This is a genomic window from Kingella denitrificans ATCC 33394, assembly GCF_000190695.1.
Taxonomy (GTDB): domain Bacteria; phylum Pseudomonadota; class Gammaproteobacteria; order Burkholderiales; family Neisseriaceae; genus Kingella_A; species Kingella_A denitrificans.
In genome coordinates this window covers 1,385,987-1,403,282 of sequence record NZ_GL870929.1, presented here as the reverse complement: position 1 = coordinate 1,403,282, position 17,296 = coordinate 1,385,987, and the positions used below count along the sequence as shown (strand labels likewise).

At 52.9% G+C, this 17,296-nt stretch carries 18 protein-coding genes; 14 read left to right on the top strand and 4 right to left on the bottom strand.

What is annotated here, in order from left to right; translation table 11 throughout:
- Nucleotides 1-174 precede the first annotated feature (174 nt).
- On the top strand, nucleotides 175-2,955 hold the full coding sequence (gene polA, locus HMPREF9098_RS07105; RefSeq protein WP_081457199.1) for a DNA polymerase I: 2,781 nt from the start codon (nucleotides 175-177) through the stop codon (nucleotides 2,953-2,955).
- Nucleotides 2,956-3,186: 231 nt separating this feature from the next.
- On the opposite strand, the gene HMPREF9098_RS07100 is transcribed toward polA, so the two are convergent.
- The 4 genes from HMPREF9098_RS07100 to HMPREF9098_RS07085 form a co-directional block, all read right to left on the bottom strand.
- A complete protein-coding gene (locus HMPREF9098_RS07100) occupies nucleotides 3,187-5,193 on the bottom strand; it encodes a site-specific recombinase (RefSeq protein ID WP_003783340.1) in 2,007 nt (668 codons plus the stop codon).
- Between the two features lie 79 nt (nucleotides 5,194-5,272).
- Nucleotides 5,273-7,180, bottom strand: coding sequence for a ribonuclease catalytic domain-containing protein (locus HMPREF9098_RS07095; RefSeq protein ID WP_003783339.1), 1,908 nt, complete (start codon nucleotides 7,178-7,180; stop codon nucleotides 5,273-5,275).
- Between the two features lie 117 nt (nucleotides 7,181-7,297).
- The gene (hemL, locus tag HMPREF9098_RS07090) at nucleotides 7,298-8,581 is read right to left on the bottom strand and encodes a glutamate-1-semialdehyde 2,1-aminomutase (protein ID WP_003783338.1); all 1,284 of its coding nucleotides are present in this window, start codon (nucleotides 8,579-8,581) and stop codon (nucleotides 7,298-7,300) included.
- A gap of 111 nt (nucleotides 8,582-8,692) precedes the next feature.
- Nucleotides 8,693-9,130, bottom strand: a complete 438-nt coding sequence (locus HMPREF9098_RS07085; RefSeq protein ID WP_003783337.1) for a DUF4124 domain-containing protein — start codon at nucleotides 9,128-9,130, stop codon at nucleotides 8,693-8,695.
- Nucleotides 9,131-9,283: 153 nt separating this feature from the next.
- Between HMPREF9098_RS07085 and guaB the strand changes: the two genes are divergently transcribed.
- The 13 genes from guaB (at nucleotide 9,284) to HMPREF9098_RS07025 (ending at nucleotide 17,089) form a co-directional block, all read left to right on the top strand.
- The gene (guaB, locus tag HMPREF9098_RS07080; protein ID WP_003783336.1) at nucleotides 9,284-10,750 is read left to right on the top strand and encodes an IMP dehydrogenase; all 1,467 of its coding nucleotides are present in this window, start codon (nucleotides 9,284-9,286) and stop codon (nucleotides 10,748-10,750) included.
- Between the two features lie 110 nt (nucleotides 10,751-10,860).
- Nucleotides 10,861-11,679 carry a DMP19 family protein gene (locus HMPREF9098_RS07075; RefSeq protein WP_003783331.1) on the top strand — a complete coding sequence of 273 codons (819 nt, stop codon included), beginning with the start codon at nucleotides 10,861-10,863 and terminating at the stop codon, nucleotides 11,677-11,679.
- A gap of 213 nt (nucleotides 11,680-11,892) precedes the next feature.
- Entirely contained in the window at nucleotides 11,893-12,540 is a 648-nt protein-coding gene (gene rplC / locus HMPREF9098_RS07070) for a 50S ribosomal protein L3 (RefSeq protein WP_003783329.1), read from the top strand.
- Nucleotides 12,540-13,160: a 50S ribosomal protein L4 gene (rplD, locus tag HMPREF9098_RS07065; RefSeq protein ID WP_003783327.1), complete on the top strand. Its 621-nt coding sequence runs from the start codon at nucleotides 12,540-12,542 to the stop codon at nucleotides 13,158-13,160. The genes rplC and rplD overlap by 1 nt, the downstream gene beginning before the upstream one ends.
- Nucleotides 13,157-13,471 (top strand): 50S ribosomal protein L23, encoded by a 315-nt coding sequence (gene rplW, locus HMPREF9098_RS07060; RefSeq protein ID WP_172460025.1) that lies wholly within the window; start codon nucleotides 13,157-13,159, stop codon nucleotides 13,469-13,471. The genes rplD and rplW overlap by 4 nt, the downstream gene beginning before the upstream one ends.
- Nucleotides 13,472-13,473: 2 nt before the next feature.
- A complete protein-coding gene (gene rplB / locus HMPREF9098_RS07055) occupies nucleotides 13,474-14,307 on the top strand; it encodes a 50S ribosomal protein L2 (protein ID WP_003783323.1) in 834 nt (277 codons plus the stop codon).
- 4 nt (nucleotides 14,308-14,311) lie between these two features.
- Nucleotides 14,312-14,590 (top strand): 30S ribosomal protein S19, encoded by a 279-nt coding sequence (gene rpsS, locus HMPREF9098_RS11465; protein WP_002642293.1) that lies wholly within the window; start codon nucleotides 14,312-14,314, stop codon nucleotides 14,588-14,590.
- Between the two features lie 8 nt (nucleotides 14,591-14,598).
- Nucleotides 14,599-14,928 carry a 50S ribosomal protein L22 gene (rplV, locus tag HMPREF9098_RS07050; RefSeq protein ID WP_003783321.1) on the top strand — a complete coding sequence of 110 codons (330 nt, stop codon included), beginning with the start codon at nucleotides 14,599-14,601 and terminating at the stop codon, nucleotides 14,926-14,928.
- Nucleotides 14,929-14,937: 9 nt separating this feature from the next.
- Nucleotides 14,938-15,639, top strand: coding sequence for a 30S ribosomal protein S3 (gene rpsC, locus HMPREF9098_RS07045; protein ID WP_003783319.1), 702 nt, complete (start codon nucleotides 14,938-14,940; stop codon nucleotides 15,637-15,639).
- A complete protein-coding gene (rplP, locus tag HMPREF9098_RS07040; protein WP_003783318.1) occupies nucleotides 15,623-16,039 on the top strand; it encodes a 50S ribosomal protein L16 in 417 nt (138 codons plus the stop codon). The genes rpsC and rplP overlap by 17 nt, the downstream gene beginning before the upstream one ends.
- Nucleotides 16,039-16,230: a 50S ribosomal protein L29 gene (rpmC, locus tag HMPREF9098_RS07035; protein WP_003783315.1), complete on the top strand. Its 192-nt coding sequence runs from the start codon at nucleotides 16,039-16,041 to the stop codon at nucleotides 16,228-16,230. Before rplP ends, rpmC begins: the two co-directional genes overlap by 1 nt.
- Complete coding sequence (gene rpsQ, locus HMPREF9098_RS07030; protein ID WP_003783313.1) at nucleotides 16,230-16,493, top strand: 30S ribosomal protein S17; 264 nt, start codon at nucleotides 16,230-16,232, stop codon at nucleotides 16,491-16,493. Before rpmC ends, rpsQ begins: the two co-directional genes overlap by 1 nt.
- 128 nt (nucleotides 16,494-16,621) lie before the next feature.
- Nucleotides 16,622-17,089 (top strand): type IV pilin protein, encoded by a 468-nt coding sequence (locus HMPREF9098_RS07025; protein ID WP_003783311.1) that lies wholly within the window; start codon nucleotides 16,622-16,624, stop codon nucleotides 17,087-17,089.
- Nucleotides 17,090-17,296 lie beyond the last annotated feature (207 nt).

The window sequence follows — 17,296 nt, the reverse complement described above, 5'->3', positions numbered from 1 at the left end:
ATTTTGGGGCATTTTGGCGGATGGACTGACGTTTTTTGTCGGATTTTGTCGGATTATTTCTGTTCGGATATGGTTCGGCAAACCGTCAAAAGCAGCCTGCACATTATATATGGGGAGTGCAGGCTGCTTTTTGCGTATAATCCCTTTATTTCGCCAACCCGTTTTGTGATTCTCATGACCGACACTCCAAAAACCTTGCTCCTTGTCGATGGCTCGTCCTATCTTTACCGCGCATTTTACGCCATGACCCACCTGACCGCGCCCGACGGCACGCCCACGAATGCGGTATACGGCGTATTGAATATGCTGCGCCGTCTGCGTGCCGAGCAGCCACACGATTTCTGCGCCTGTGTGTTCGATGCCAAAGGCAAAAACTTCCGCCACGAGCTGTTTGAAGACTACAAAGCCACACGCCCGCCCATGCCCGACGATTTGCGCCCACAGGCGGACATGCTGCCCGAACTGGTGGAGCTGATGGGCTGGAAGGTACTGAAAGTCCCCCAAGTGGAGGCGGACGACGTGATTGGCACATTGGCCGTGCAGGCTGCCGCGCAAAAGATGAACGTGGTCATTTCCACGGGCGATAAAGATATGGCGCAACTGGTCAGCGAACACATCACGCTGGTCAATACCATGAAAAACGAAACGCTCGACAGCGAGGGCGTATATCAGAAATTCGGTGTGCGCCCCGACCAAATCCGCGACTTTCTGGCGCTGATGGGCGACAAAGTGGACAATGTGCCGGGCGTGGAAAAATGCGGCGAAAAAACAGCCGCCAAATGGCTGGCGGAATACGGCTCGCTCGACAACATCATGCGGCAGGCCGACGGCTTCAAAGGCAAAATCGGCGAAAACCTGCGCGCCGCACTACCCCAACTGCCGCTGTCCTACGAATTGGTAACCATTAAAACCGATGTGGATTTGTCCGCCGAACTGCCCAACGGCATGGACGACTTGCGGCGCAAAGCCCCCGATTGGGCCCAACTGGTGCCGCATTTCCGCCGGCTGGGCTTCAAAACCTGGCTGAAAGAAGCTGAAAACCAATCGGCGCAAGGGCACACGGATGATTTGTTTGCCGATTCGGACGCGAAAACCGTTCAAAAGCAGCCTGCACTTCCCGAACCCGGCGAACGCAGCATTGCGCCGCGTCCCGAACGGCTGGACTATCAGACCGTTACCACGCGCGAACAACTGGCCGCCCTTACCGAACGCTTGGCGCACAGCAGCGTCATCGGGCTGGACACCGAAACCACCTCGCTCGAACCGATGAAGGCGCAGCTGGTGGGCATCAGCATTGCCTTCGGCGCGGGCGATGCGGCGTATATCCCCGTTGCCCACACATTTGCCGAACAGCTGGATTGGACGGACATTAAAAGCAGCCTGCAACCGTTTCTGGAAAACCCGCAGCTGGGCAAAATCGGCCAGAATATGAAATACGACCAACACGTTTTCGCCAACCACGGCATTGCCCTGCAAGGCATTTCGGGCGATGCGATGCTGGCTTCGTATATTGTGGAAAGCCACTTGGGGCACGGGCTGGACGAATTGTCCGAACGCTGGCTGCAACTGCCCACCATCACCTACGAAAGCCTGTGCGGCAAAGGCGCAAAGCAAATCCCGTTTGCCGACGTGCCGCTGGACAAGGCGGCCGAATATGCCTGCCAAGACGCCGATTTCGCCCTCCGCATCGAGCAGCATTTGCGCACGCAGATGGACGACAAGCAGCTGGCCATGTATCAGGAACTGGAACTGCCTGTGGCGCAGGTGCTGTTTGCCATGGAACGCAACGGCGTGTTCATCGACAGCAACGAGCTGGCGCAGCAGAGCGCGCAGCTGGGCAAAGAATTGTGGCAGCTGGAAAACGAAGCGTTTGCATTGGCCGGCAAGCCGTTCAACCTCAATTCGCCCAAGCAGTTGCAGGATATTTTGTTCAACCAGATGGGGCTGCCTACCAAAGGCATTAAAAAAACCGCCGGCGGCAGCTATTCCACCGATGAGAGCGTGCTGGAAAAACTGGCGGACGATTTTCCATTGCCCAAACTGATTTTGCAGCACCGTAGCCTGGCCAAACTCAAATCGACCTATACCGACAAATTGCCCGAAATGATTTTGCCCGCCACCGGACGCGTGCACACCAATTACGCGCAGGCCGTGGCGATTACCGGGCGGCTCGCCAGCAACAACCCAAACCTGCAAAACATCCCCATCCGCACCGAACAAGGCCGCCGCGTACGCCGCGCGTTCTGCGCACCCGAAGGGCAGATGATGGTGTCGGCCGACTATTCGCAAATCGAATTGCGGATTATGGCACACCTTTCCGGCGACCCGACCTTGCAGGCTGCTTTCCAAAACAACGAAGACGTGCACCGCCGCACCGCCGCCGAAGTCTTCGGCGTGCCGCCCGAACACATCACCGCAGAGCAACGCCGCTACGCCAAAACCATCAATTTCGGCCTGATTTACGGCATGAGCAGCTTCGGACTGGCCAAAGCCCTCGGCATTGACAATATGTCGGCGGAAATGTTCATCAAACGCTATTTCGCGCGCTACACGGGCGTGGCGGAATACATGGAGCGGACGAAAGAGCAGGCGCGCAGTTTGGGCTATGTGGAAACCCTGTTCGGCCGCCGCCTGTATCTGCCTGATATCCACGGCAGCGCCATCCGCCGTGCCGCCGCCGAACGCGCCGCCATTAACGCGCCCATGCAGGGCACCGCATCCGACCTTATCAAACGCGCCATGATTAAAGTGCAGGCTGCTTTGGCCGCCGAACAATCGTCCGCCCAACTGGTCATGCAGGTGCACGACGAACTGGTGCTGCAAGTGCCGGAAGACGAATTGGCGCATATCAAAGCGCAGTTGCCGCAATGGATGTCCGACGTCGGCGAAGGCGTGCTGGCCGTGCCGCTGCTGGCGGAAGTCGGTGCGGGGAAAAATTGGGACGATGCGCATTGAGGATGGCCGTTTAATGTAAAAGCAGCCTGCACACTCAGTTTCCAAAAGTGCAGGCTGCTTTTTTGTCGCCATATTCCACGGCGTAGCAGAAATTTGGGCTGTTCCGTTTGTTTGCGGGCCGATGCCCGTGCCGAATCCCCGATGGGTTTGGAATGGCTGCATGGTTCAAAACATTAAAAAGCAGCCTGCACTTTGCAAAATTAAAGTGCAGGCTGCTTTCGCAACCGTGGATTATTTTTCTGCATCGCCCTCGGCGGCAGGTGCGTTTTCCGTGTTCTCTTGCGGTGGCAGGAAGAGCGAGCGCGGGTTTTGTTTTACCTGCAGCCATGCGTAGCGGATGATTTGCCACCAGCCGTCGATTTTGGTTTCGCGCGAACGCAGCGCCACCCACAGCGTAATCGAGAAGCTGACCACAAGGTTCACCATGCCGATGAGCAGCACGAAGAACACGCTTTGCAGGAAAACCAGAATGCCGATGCTGCCCGACACGGCGGCATAGCCCACGTTGGCGGACGAAAACGCGACGTGGCGGATGTCGAACGGCAAATCCAGCGCGTGGCCGATGAAGCCGGTCATGCCCAGCAGCATGCCGAAGCACAGGTTGCCCATCAGCGTGCCGTAGTTGTTGTGCCAATAGTCGGCCAGCTTGCCGCGCAGGGTTTGCGGCAGCAGCATTTTCAATATGGGATGGTGGCGCAGGCGCATCCGCAGGTTCAGATAGTTGCAGCGGTTGTCGAAATAGCCCGAAATAATCCCCGAGCAGAACAGCCACACGCCGGCAATGGCGGCATACCACAAGGTGGCTTTCAGGGGATTGACGGCATCAAGCTGCGCCCCGACTTCGGTTTTGTTGAGCAGGGGGAAGGCGTGGGTGGCGTCATAGACCAGCGCAACTATCATGGCCACGCTGATGGCCACCAATACGTTGCCTGCCACCGCGGCAATCTGCGAGCGCAACACGTCCACCAGCAGCTGCGCGAGTTTCTGCTGCACCACCGGGCCTTTGTCGGTTTCTTCCACAGCGGCGGCAAAGCGCGAAGCGGTCATTGCAGGCTGCTTGGTGGCCACGGTGAAGCCAAGCATGAAAATCAGCATGAAGCCCAGGCCGTAATTCAGGCCGGAAATCAGGCTGTATAAGAAATTATTTTCGATTTGTTTGCCCAAATAGAGTTTGAACAGCGACATCAGCGCAATCAGCACGCCGCCGCCTGCGGCGCTGTACAAAATGCCCCAATATTCTTTGCGCGAACGGGCGATGTAGTGTTCGCCGTGGTCGCTGGTGTTTTGGGTGATGCTGCGCGAAAGCATCCGCACGCTGCGTTTCCAAAGCCGTCTCACGCTGTGCTGTTCGGCGGCGGAATAGGCCAGAACGCCGGCCAGTTTCAGCACGCAGCTGGGCGGTATCTGGGCGGGGGCGAACACGTTCAGCAGCAGGGTGATGCGGTCGAGCGTTTGTTGCAGGCGTTCGAGCAGGTGCGCCACGCGCAAAGACGAACCTGCGCCCGCCGCGCCGCCTTTTTTGCGCAACGTGTCCACTTGCGAACGGCATTGCGCCAACATCACATGCAGGTGGCTGTCGTCAAACGGCGTTTGGTGGAAATGGGCGGAAATCCACGAAGCCACTTCGCGTTGCAGCGCCACAAAGGGCGAGTCGCGGTTGAGCAGGTTCGGGTCGAGCCGCACCAAATCGGGTTCGAGGGCTTCGGCCGCCACCCAAATCGACAGCATTTCAATGGCATGGAAACCTTCGTGGCGCAAATGGTTGTGCACGGTTTGGCGTTCTTGTTCGGGCGTGTGGCGGCGCAGTAGGGCGAACAGGGTCAGCCAGTCCGCATCGGGGATGGTCTGCATCCACACGCTGTCGCTGTCTTTGCTGAACAGGCGGAAAAATACGTCGCGCAAATTGTTGCTGTCTTTATAGGCAGGGTTGATGTGTTCGTAAATGCGCTCGTTCAATTCGCGCACAAAGCCTTGCCGCGCGAAAATTCCCACGCTGATGAACAGCGGATACAGGCGCAGGCTGCACAGCCATTGGCATAGCAAGGAAGCGGTTCTGCCGCACAAATCGGGGTTTTCGCGGCAAAGCTGCACCAGTTCCGCCATCCGGCCGGCCGCTTTCTTTTTGCCGCCGGCGCGCAGCCAAGAGGTCAGTCCGAGCAACAGGGTGAAGGCTTGCCGTTCTTCCACTTGTTGCTGGATGAAGGGCAATAAAGAATTCTGGTTCAAACGGATTCGCATATTTCTTCCTTGGGTGTTTTGCAGCGGCGAACCAATGTGCAGGCTGCTTTTTCAGTCTCCAAAAGCAGCCTGCACCCCGTCAATCGGCTTCGGCCGCCGTATCGTCTTCCGTATCGGATGCCGCAATGGTATTGGGGACGACCGACACATATTTCAACGCCACCGACTGTTGTTCCGGGTCGATGTCGGACACCGCCAGCTTCACGACCGACTTCGGCGCCACTTCAAACGGAATGCCTGTGGCGCGTGCGGTGAGCGGCAGCCCGTTCAGGCGCACCAAGTCGTCTTTCAGCACCACCGCCGTGATTTCGCGCACGTTTTCCTGTTGCAGCCAAACGCGCGCCCAGTAATGCTCCATCGTGTCCTGAAATTCGCGGTAGGCCGTATACGCGCTTTCAAACTGCCCCAGCGCCGCAAACAGGCCGCTGTCCTTGTTGCCGAATCGCGGCGCAACGCCTTCTTGCAGCAGGCTTTGCAGTTGCTTTTGGTTGATGTAGTCGCAGGCGCGGCGCAGCGGCGAAGTGAACCAGCCGTAATGCGCCACATTCATGCCGATGTGCGGTTCGGAGTGTGTGGACATCCGCACGCGGCCGCTCGGCTGCACGCGGAAAATGCCGGCTAGGCGGTGGTCGTGCAGCATTTTCGCCCACGCGGTATTGGCCAGAATCATCATTTCGCTCACCAGCGTATCGATGGGCGAACCGCGTTCGCGGCGCACAATCACGACTTTGCCGTCCGCGTCGAAGTCGATGCTGTAATCGTATTTTTTCGGGGCGGCCGGGTCGTCCAACCGGTCGCGTTTTTTTTGCTGCTCGTAGGCCAGTTGCAGCAGGTACAGGCATTCGGCGTGATACGGGAACTGCGGATGGTCTGCGCTGCCCGTACCCGTTTCGCTGTTGAAAAACGGTTCGATGTGCTGGATGCGCAGATTGGCGGCAATTGGCACCATTTCAATCCGGCTCACCGGTTCGGACAGCCGCCATTCCGCGTCCACGTCGAAATAGATACTGAACGCGGGCACGGTTTTGCCTTCGTCCAGGCTGTATGCGCCAATCCAGTTGTCCGGCAGCATGGTGATTTTCCCTGCGGGGAAATAGACTGTGCTCCAACGTTCGAAAACCAGTTGCTCGATGCTGCTGTCGGGTTCGATGGCCAAAGACGGTGCGGCAATGTGGATACCGACGCGCTTCACGCCGTTGCCCAAATCTTGCACCGATAATGCGTCGTCCACTTCGGTGGTGGCCGCGTCGTCAATCGAAAACGCCTGCACATCGGCCAGCGGCAAATTTGCAGGCTGCTTTTGCAGCGCGATTTCGGGGGCTTGCGTGCCGTTCGGGAAGTGTTTGACGCAGAAGCGCTGCAACAGGTATTCGGGCAGCGAAGACACGCCGCCGGTGTGTTTGGCCAATTCGTATGCCGACATTTTCAGGCGGTCGGCTGCTTTTTGGAAGGCTTTGTAGGGCAGGGATTGTTTGTCGGGCTGGTGCAGGATGTATGGCAGATCGGCGGCCACCGCGTCGGGCAGCCTGCCTGCGGCCAGCTCGTCCGCCCACGCTTCAATTTGCGCTTCTTGTTGCGCTTTGCGTTCAATGGCGGCCAATGCCTGTTGCAGGATTTCGGCAGGCGCGGCTTTGAACACGCCTTTGCTTTTTTTGTGGAAATACATGGGCGCGGCATAAAGCGCCATCAGCGTGGCGGCCAACTGCACGGCTTTGGGTTCGCTGCCGAAATATTCCTGTGCGGCTTCGCGGAATGTGAATTCGTCCGTGCCGACGCATTCCCACAGCAATCCGGTGTCGATGGCGGCGGCTTCGTCCTGCGCGTTTTGCATAAACGCGTCCATGTCGCCGTCAAATTCCAGAAATACGTTGGCGGCTTTGATTTTCACGCGCTTGCCGTGTTGCGTGTCGGCCTGATAGGTGCTGTCGTTCTTTTGGACGATGCAGGCTGCTTTGAAGTGTCCGCTTTCTTCGTAAAAAATATTCATAATTGCGATGCTGTTGTGTTGCGTTGAAATGTGTTGGGAGAATTATAGCCTGAAATATAAAAGCAGCCTGCACTTTGAAGCATTGGCCAATGTGCAGGCTGCTTTTTGCTGTCCGGCTTATGGTGCCATCCGTGCGAATACCGGTCGGGCGGCATCGATGGCCTGTTCAATCAATTCCGACGTGTGGGCGGCTGAGACGAATCCCGCTTCGTATGCCGACGGGCCGAATGCCACGCCGTTGTCCAACATGCCGTGGAAGAAAGCTTTGAAGCCGTCGGTGTTGGAAGCAGCCATGTCGGCGTAGGTTTGCGGGCATTGGCTGGCGAAATACAGGCCGAACATGCCGCCCTCGCTGTCGGCGCAGAAGGTGAGTCCTGCCTGCTTGGCCGCTTGGCTCAGGCCTTGTACCAGTTGCGTTGTGCGCGCGGACAACTGTTCGTAGAAACCGGGACGTTGGATGATTTCCAGTGTTTTCAAGCCAGCCGCCACGGCCACGGGGTTGCCCGACAGCGTGCCCGCCTGATACACGCCGCCCAAAGGCGAAATGCAGTCCATGATTTCTTTTTTGCCGCCCACGGCTGCCACAGGCATCCCGCCGCCGATGACTTTGCCCATCGTGGTCATGTCGGGCGTGATGCCGTGCAGCGATTGCGCGCCACCCAACGCCACGCGGAAGCCTGTCATCACCTCGTCGTAAATCAGCACTGCGCCGTGTTGCGCGGTGGTTTGCCGCAGGGCTCGGACGAATTCGGCGCTGGCACGCACCAAGTTCATATTGCCCGCGATGGGTTCCAGAATCACGCCGGCAATTTGGCCGGGGAATTCGTCAAAGGCTTGTTTCAATGCGGCAACATCGTTATACGGCAGGACGATGGTGTGTTGCGTCAAATCGGCGGGAACGCCTGCGGAGCTGGGATTGCCGAAGGTGAGCAGGCCGGAACCGGCTTTGACCAGCAGGCTGTCGGAGTGGCCGTGGTAGCAGCCTTCGAATTTGATGATTTTGTCGCGCCCCGTGTAGCCACGCGCCAGACGGATGGCGGTCATGGTGGCTTCCGTGCCGGACGATACCAGGCGCAAGCGCTCGACGCTGGGCACGATTTTGGCGATTTCTTCGGCAATGAGAATTTCGGCTTCCGTGGGCGCGCCGAACGACAAGCCGTCCATCGCGGCCTCGCGCACGGCTTCCACTACTTCGGGGTGTGCGTGTCCGACAATGCCCGTGCCCCATGAGCCGACAAAGTCAATGTATTGCGTGCCATTTTCGTCCCACACAAACGGTCCTTGCGCGCGACGGATAAAGCGCGGCGTGCCACCCACGCTGCCGAAGGCGCGGACAGGCGAATTGACACCGGCGGGAATGATTTTTTTGGCGCGTTCAAATAAGGTTTCGTTGCGGTTCATGATGTATGGCTTCCTAATGGCTGATGGAAAAGGTCAATTTTAATGGTTTTGCGGTGCGGAAAAAAGCAGCCTGCACCAAAAAAGAAAGTGCAGGCTGCTTTTTGCGGAGGTTTAGCGCGGAGCTTCGTTGCAGTATTTGTTGATGTCTGCCTGATAGCGCGGAATCAACTGGTCTTTGTTGCGGGCATTGGATTTTTGCACCGTGTCCAAGTTCATGCGTGCTGCGTTACAGTTTTGCGTTTTGGCTTCCTGCTCGCGTTTTGCATTTTCTTCTTCAATTTTACGGTTTTGTTCCGCTACGCGCTGGTTCGCTATCGCCTGCTGTTCCATTGGCGATAGGTTTTCCATCGGAGTGGTTTTCGGCGTAGGCGGAATCACGGTGCCTGTACGGATGTTGATCACGTTGGAACGGCCCATCTGCATTTGGTTCGGAGTGTCCGAATACACATTATGACCGCTGCGCGAACGCCAGTTGAATACTTCAGTTTCCGCCGCAAAGGCTGTGCCAGCCAATAATGCCAATACGCCGGCTGCGATTACTTTTTTCATACGGTTTCCTTCATAGTATTGATGCGAAGATAAGTCATTATAATGTGTTCCTTTTTATATGTCATGAAAAAAGCGTTCGACTAATGCCTTAATCCGACAATTATGCTACAATCGCGTGCATTTTAACGAAACCCAGCAAAAGGTGTCTCCAAAATGCGTATTATCGAAAAAGGCTATACGTTCGACGACGTTCTGCTCGTCCCTGCTCATTCCCAAGTCCTCCCCCGCGATGTCTCGCTCAAAACTCCGCTCACCAAGAAAATCACATTGAACCTGCCGCTGTTGTCCGCCGCGATGGACACGGTAACCGAAGCGCGTCTGGCGATTTCCATGGCGCAGGAAGGCGGCATCGGCATCATCCACAAAAATATGACGCCCGAGCAGCAGGCTTTGGCCGTGCGCAAGGTGAAACGCCACGAAAGCGGCATTGTGAAAGACCCCGTAACCGTGTCGCCCGACAAACTCATCGGCGAACTTCTGGCGGAGCGTTCGCAGCGCAAACGCAAAATGTCGGGGCTGCCCGTGGTGCAGGACGGCAAGGTTGTCGGCATTGTGACCAACCGCGACCTGCGTTTCGAAACGCGTTTAGATTTGCCCGTGTCTGCGATTATGACACCGCGCGAAAAACTAATTTCCGTTCCGGTCGGCACCGGTATTGAGGAAGCGCGCGAAGTGATGCACAAACACAAAATCGAGCGTGTGCTGGTGTTGAACGAGAAAGACGAGCTCAAAGGCCTGATTACGGTAAAAGACATTATCAAGAACACTGAATTCCCGAATGCAAACAAAGATGAAGAAGGCCGTTTGCGCGTGGGTGCGGCGGTTGGCACGGGCGCGGACACTGAAGAGCGCGTGAAGGCTTTGGTGGAAGCCGGCGTGGACGTGATTGTGGTCGATACGGCGCACGGCCACAGCCAAGGTGTGATTGACCGTGTGAGATGGGTGAAACAGAACTTCCCTGAAGTGCAGGTTATCGGCGGCAACATTGCCACGGCGGCTGCGGCGCGCGATTTGGCAGCGGCAGGCGCAGACGCGGTGAAAGTGGGCATCGGCCCGGGTTCGATTTGTACGACGCGCATTATTGCTGGTGTTGGCGTGCCACAACTGACGGCCGTGCACAACGTGTCCGAAGCCTTGAAGGGCAGCGGCGTTTCCGTGATTGCCGACGGCGGCATTCGCTTTTCGGGCGATATTGCCAAAGCTTTGGCGGCGGGCGCAGACTGCGTGATGTTGGGCGGCATGTTTGCGGGCACGGACGAAGCACCGGGCGAAATCGAGCTGTATCAGGGCCGCGCCTACAAATCTTATCGCGGCATGGGTTCGCTCGGTGCGATGAGCCAAGGTTCGTCCGACCGTTATTTCCAAGAAAAAACGGACAACACGGAAAAATACGTTCCCGAAGGCATTGAAGGCCGCGTGCCGCACAAAGGCCCGATTATCAACATCATCCACCAGCTGGTGGGCGGCCTGCGTTCCAGCATGGGCTATCTGGGTTGCGCCACGATTGCGGATATGCACGAGAAGGCGGAATTTGTGGAAATCACCTCTGCCGGTATGAGCGAATCGCACGTGCATGATGTGCAGATTACTAAAGAAGCGCCGAATTACCATGTTCGGTAAGGATTGAAGCTGTTTTCAGGCAGCCTGTAAGTCGGTAAAACGGCGTGCAGGCTGCCTGAAACGCAAAAGCAGCCTGCACTTTAATTATTTTTGCCCGCAAGGATTTCGTTATGGCACAGAACCTAAAAATCTATGTTTCCCAACAATCGTTTGACGATGAAGATGAATATGAAATCGTAAGTTCCAATATCGACCTGCTCAATGCTTTGTTGAACGAATATTTGAATGAGGACGAAATCCATCCCGCATCGCTGCAAAGCTATTATGTGGATTATTATCACGCCCAAGTCCATAACGGCGGGTTTTCCCAATTTGTTTACAACACTGGTGCGAGCGGACGGATTTTCGCGCTGGTGGAGCAGGGCTTGGCCGCTATGGGCGCAGAGCAAAATCTGAATTTGTTCCGCCGCGCCATAAGCAGCCTGCAACAGTTTGACGAAACGCAAATGGAAGCCTTTTTGAACGGCGAATATTTCGGCGAAAACGAAACGCGCGATATTTTGAACCAAGTGAGCGACGATTTCTTCGATTTGGACAAACAGGAAAATTTGATTGACCATAACGGCCAATGGCTGAAACGCCACCCAGACATATACTGCGTGCAGGACGAAGACGAATGGCAGCGCATTGTCGCAGATTTGGTTGCCGCCATCCCGAATTTGGAAGAGCGCAAAGCGGCTGCCGAAGCCGCACGGCCGCGTTATGCCAAGCTGATTGATGCGCTGTGCCGGGCATTTGGTTTGGAGTTTGTCAAAATTAACGCGGGCGATTATATCGAATACCAAGGCAACCGATATTTGGCGTGGTATTTCTCCACCGACCAAGGCACGCGCTATATGCTTGATTTTGGCGACGAAGCGGCCATGTTCGATTATCAAAATCGAACCGAAATCGGCCGTATTGATGCCAGCGGGTTTGACTCCGAATAGGGTGCAGGCTGCTTTTTCGGTTGAGTGAAAAGCAGCCTGCAGTGGCTGGATATCGGAAATGCCACAAAAACACATTAACATTCAAAGTTTTTGTTGAGTATTCCTATGAAAGTGTGGTATATTGCGCGGCTTAACCCCACGGGTTAAGTTTGTTTTTTATGTCCATAAGATTGCTCAATCGTAAGCAATCCCTTTAATTACAAGGAAAAAATCATGACTTTAGGTCTGGTTGGACGCAAAGTTGGTATGACACGTGTCTTCACAGAGCAGGGCGAATCTATCCCTGTAACCGTGTTGGAAATGTCTGCTAACCGCGTTACACAAGTAAAATCCAAAGAAACTGACGGCTATACCGCCGTACAAGTTACCTTTGGTGAGAAAAAAACAAGCCATGTAAACAAAGCGCAAGCCGGTCATTTTGCGAAAGCAGGTGTTGAGGCTGGCCGCGGTCTGCATGAATTTGTTGTTTCTGAAGAAAAAGCTGCCGAATTGAAGGCCGGCGACAGCGTTACCGTTGAACTGTTCAGCGCAGGTCAGTTGGTAGATGTGACCGGTACATCAAAAGGTAAAGGCTTCTCCGGTACGATTAAACGCCACAATTTCGGCGCGCAACGTACTTCTCACGGTAACTCCCGTTCGCATCGTGTTCCAGGTTCTATCGGTATGGCGCAAGACCCCGGTCGCGTGTTCCCCGGTAAACGCATGGCTGGCCAGTATGGTAATACCAAATCCACTGTTCAGCATTTGGAAATCGTCCGCGTTGATGTAGAACGCAATTTGCTGTTGGTTAAAGGCGCCGTTCCCGGTGCTGTAAACAGCGATGTTGTTGTTCGCCATAGCGTTAAGAAAGCAGGTGCGTAATGGAATTGAAACTGATAAATGCGCAAGGACAGGTTTCGGGCAGTGTTGCTGCTTCCGATGCTCTGTTTGCTCGCGAATACAACGAAGCGTTGGTTCACCAGTTGGTAACGGCTTATTTGGCAAATGCCCGCTCAGGCAACCGTGCTCAAAAAACCCGTGCCGAAGTGAAACACTCCACTAAAAAACCTTGGCGTCAAAAAGGTACAGGCCGTGCCCGTTCCGGTATGACTTCGTCTCCATTGTGGCGTAAAGGTGGTCGTGCATTCCCGAACAAACCTGATGAAAACTTCACTCAAAAAGTGAACCGCAAAATGTATCGCGCAGGTATGGCAACTATTTTGTCTCAACTGGTTCGCGATGAGCGTTTGTTCGTCATTGAAAGTTTGTCTGCCGCAACACCTAAAACCAAAGACTTTGCTGACCAAGTGAAAAATTTGGGTTTGGAACAAGTGTTGTTTGTAACCAAACAATTGGACGAGAATGTATATTTGTCTTCACGCAACTTACCAAATGTGCTGGTGTTGGAAGCAACGCAAGCAGATCCATATAGCTTGCTGCGCTACAAAAAAGTTGTGCTGACAAAAGAGGCTGTTGAGCAATTAGAGGAGCAATGGGTATGAATCAAGAACGTTTGTTGAAAGTGATTTTGGCCCCTGTTGTTTCTGAAAAAAGCAATATGCTGGCTGAAAAACGCAACCAAATGGTTTTCAAGGTGTTGAAAGATGCCACTAAAGTGGAAATCAAAGCTGCAATTGAACAGCTGTTTAATGTGAAGGTTGCTTCCGTTAAAACGACAACAACTAAAGGCAAAGCAAAACGTTTTGGCCGCACAATTGGTCGTCGTAGCGATGTGAAGAAAGCCTATGTAAGCTTGGTTGCCGGTCAAGAGCTGGATTTGGAAGCAGCCGCAGCCGCTGCAGATAAGGAATAAGCATGGCTATCGTAAAAATGAAACCGACCTCTGCGGGTCGCCGCGGCATGGTTCGCGTCGTAACCGAAGGTCTGTACAAAGGCGCAGCCTATGCTCCTTTGTTGGAAAAACAAAATTCGACTGCCGGTCGTAACAATAATGGCCACATCACAACTCGCCATAAAGGCGGCGGCCATAAACATCACTACCGTGTTATTGACTTTAAACGTAATAAAGACGGTATCCCGGCAAAAGTAGAACGTATTGAGTACGATCCTAACCGTACTGCTCATATTGCACTGTTGTGCTATGCAGATGGTGAGCGTCGTTACATCATTGCTCCTCGCGGTATTCAGGCAGGTGCAGTGTTGGTTTCAGGTGCTGAAGCTGCGATTAAAGTGGGCAATACTTTGCCTATTCGTAATATTCCAGTAGGTACAACTATTCATTGTATCGAAATGAAACCAGGTAAAGGTGCACAAATTGCCCGTTCCGCTGGTGCTTCAGCCGTTTTGCTGGCAAAAGAAGGCATCTATGCCCAAGTGCGTTTGCGTTCAGGCGAGGTTCGACGCATTCATGTTGATTGTCGTGCAACTATTGGCGAAGTGGGCAATGAAGAGCAAAGCCTGAAGAAAATTGGTAAAGCAGGTGCTAATCGTTGGCGCGGTATTCGTCCTACAGTTCGTGGCGTGGTAATGAACCCAGTAGATCACCCTCATGGTGGTGGTGAAGGCCGCACAGGTGAAGCTCGCGAACCTGTCAGCCCATGGGGTACTCCTGCTAAAGGTTACCGTACTCGTAACAATAAACGCACGGATAATATGATTGTTCGTCGTCGTTACTCTAACAAAGGTTAATTAAATGGCTCGTTCATTGAAAAAAGGTCCATATGTTGACCTACACTTGCTGAAGAAAGTAGATGCGGCTCGTGCAACAAACGACAAGCGTCCAATCAAAACTTGGTCCCGCCGTTCTACTATTTTGCCTGATTTTATTGGTTTGACTATCGCTGTTCATAATGGTCGTACGCATGTGCCTGTGTTTATTAGCGATAACATGGTTGGTCATAAATTGGGTGAATTCTCATTGACTCGTACCTTTAAAGGTCATTTGGCTGATAAAAAAGCTAAGAAAAAATAAGGTGAAACATGAGAGTATCTGCACAACATAAAAACGCCCGCATTTCTGCGCAAAAAGCTCGCTTGGTCGCAGACATGATTCGTGGCAAAGACGTTGCCCAAGCTCTGAATATCTTGACATTCAGCCCTAAAAAAGGTGCTGAGTTGATTAAGAAGGTTTTAGAGTCTGCAATTGCCAATGCCGAGCACAACAATGGTGCCGACATTGATGAACTGAAGGTTGTTACAATTTATGTAGATAAAGCTGCATCGTTGAAACGCTTCCAGGCTCGTGCAAAAGGTCGCGGTAACCGTATTGAAAAACAAACTTGCCACATTAACGTGGTGGTAGGCAACTAAGGAATAACCATGGGACAAAAAATTCATCCGGTCGGTTTTCGACTGGCTGTCAATAAAGACTGGTCTTCAAAATGGTTTGCGAAAAGCACTGAATTTGCCACCGTTTTGAAACAAGACATTGATGTTCGTACATATTTGAGCAAACATTTGGCTGATGCTTCCGTTGGCCGTGTTGTTATCGAGCGTCCTGCTAAATCTGCTCGCATTACTATTCACACTGCCCGTCCAGGTGTTGTAATTGGTCAAAAAGGTGCAGGCATCGAGGTTTTGAAACGTGATTTGGAAAAATTGCTGGGTGTTGCTGTTCACGTAAACATTGAAGAAATTCGCAAACCTGAGCTGGATGCACAATTAATTGCTGACGGTATTGCTCAGCAGTTGGAAAAACGTGTGCAGTTCCGCCGTGCAATGAAACGTGCTATGCAAAATGCGATGCGTGCCGGTGCAAAAGGTGTCAAAATCATGACTTCTGGCCGTTTGAACGGTGCGGATATTGCGCGTAGCGAATGGTATCGTGAAGGCCGTGTGCCTCTGCATACATTGCGTGCTGATGTTGATTATGCTACCAGCGAAGCCTTGACCACATATGGCATCATCGGCTTGAAAGTTTGGGTGTATAAAGGCGAGATGGGTCAGGTTCAGGCACAGCCTGCAGAACGTGAAAATCGTCGCAATCACAGAAAGGGTGGTCGAAATGCTGCAACCAACTAGACTGAAATACCGCAAACAGCACAAAGGCCGTAATACTGGTGTGGCAACTCGTGGCAACACAGTAAGCTTCGGTGATTTTGGCTTGAAAGCTGTAGCGCGTGGTCGTTTGACTGCCCGTCAAATCGAGGCAGCACGTCGTGCAATGACTCGCCATATTAAACGTGGTGGTCGTATTTGGATTCGTGTATTCCCGGATAAACCGATTACAGCCAAGCCTATCCAAGTCCGTATGGGTGGCGGTAAAGGTTCCGTAGAATACTACGTTGCTGAAATTCAACCTGGTAAAGTGTTGTATGAAATGGATGGTGTGGCAGAGTCTTTGGCGCGCGAAGCATTTGCTTTGGCTGCTGCTAAATTGCCGCTTGCAACTACATTCGTAACAAGACAGGTGGGTAAATAATGAAAGCCAATGAATTGAGAGAAAAGTCAGTAGAGCAACTGAATGAAGTTTTGGTTGATTTGCTGAAACAACAATTCGGTCTGCGTATGCAGCACGCTACTGGTCAGCTGGGTAAAACCAGTGAGATTAAGCAAGTGCGCCGCGATATTGCTCGTGTGAAAACTGTCATCGCTGAAAAAGGTAATAAGTAATGAGCACTGAGAAAACCGTTCGTACTTTGCAAGGCAAAGTAGTTAGCGACAAAATGGACAAAACCGTTACTGTGTTGGTTGAACGTAAAGTGAAACATCCTTTGTACGGTAAGATTGTTCGCCGCTCTACTAAAATTCATGCTCATGATGAGCAAAACCAGTATGGCATTGGTGACGTGGTAGTGATTGAAGAATCACGCCCATTGTCTAAAACCAAAGCCTGGGTCGTGAAAGAGTTGGTAGAGAAAGCACGTAGCGTTTAATCGAGACGATTGTGATGGACAGGGTATTTGATATTATCTGCAAATAGGTAAGTCAAATATCCTGTTTTTTTATGGGTGGGCAGTGCAGGCTGCTTTTTAGATGATCAATAACGATTATCGGACATTGTATGATGCATAAAAGCCATAAAAAGGGTATGACTTTGCAAGAGGTTATGATTGCCGTGGTGGTCATAACGATATTAGCGGTGATTGCGTATCCAAGTTATCGTTCCTATATTCGCAAATCCCGCCTTAGCGAGGTGCAGCAATTGATGTTGGACAATGCGCAGGCATGGGAACGGCATTATGCGGCGCATGGCCATTACCGGCAAACATCACGGAAGTGGGCGGCGCTGCCCGTTCAAGGTAACGATGATTTTTGTATTCGTCCGCAAGGCGCACCGAGAGGAGCTGCTCACGATGGACAATATTCGCTTAAAGCGGTGGCTTTGGATAAGACTAAGGAACCGCGTGTTTTGGTCATGAATCAGGATTTGACGTTTTTGCTGTGTGAAGAAAGCAGTTCGACGTGTGCAGAGACGGATTATTTTGCCAATCCGGCGCGTGCGGATAAGAATTGTCGTAGCTATCCTTGATTCAATATTTGTTTAATCATCAAAAAAACAGCCTGCACTTTGAAAATAGAAAGTGCAGGCTGTTTTTCATTGAAGTTCATCAATACGGCAAAAAATAACAAGGGCTCTGAAAACTCAGAGCCCTTGTTTCTATGGCTGCAGTTTACACCACAGCACACATATTATTAACGGCAGCTAGAAGGCAGACGTTTGGCAGCGATAGAACCC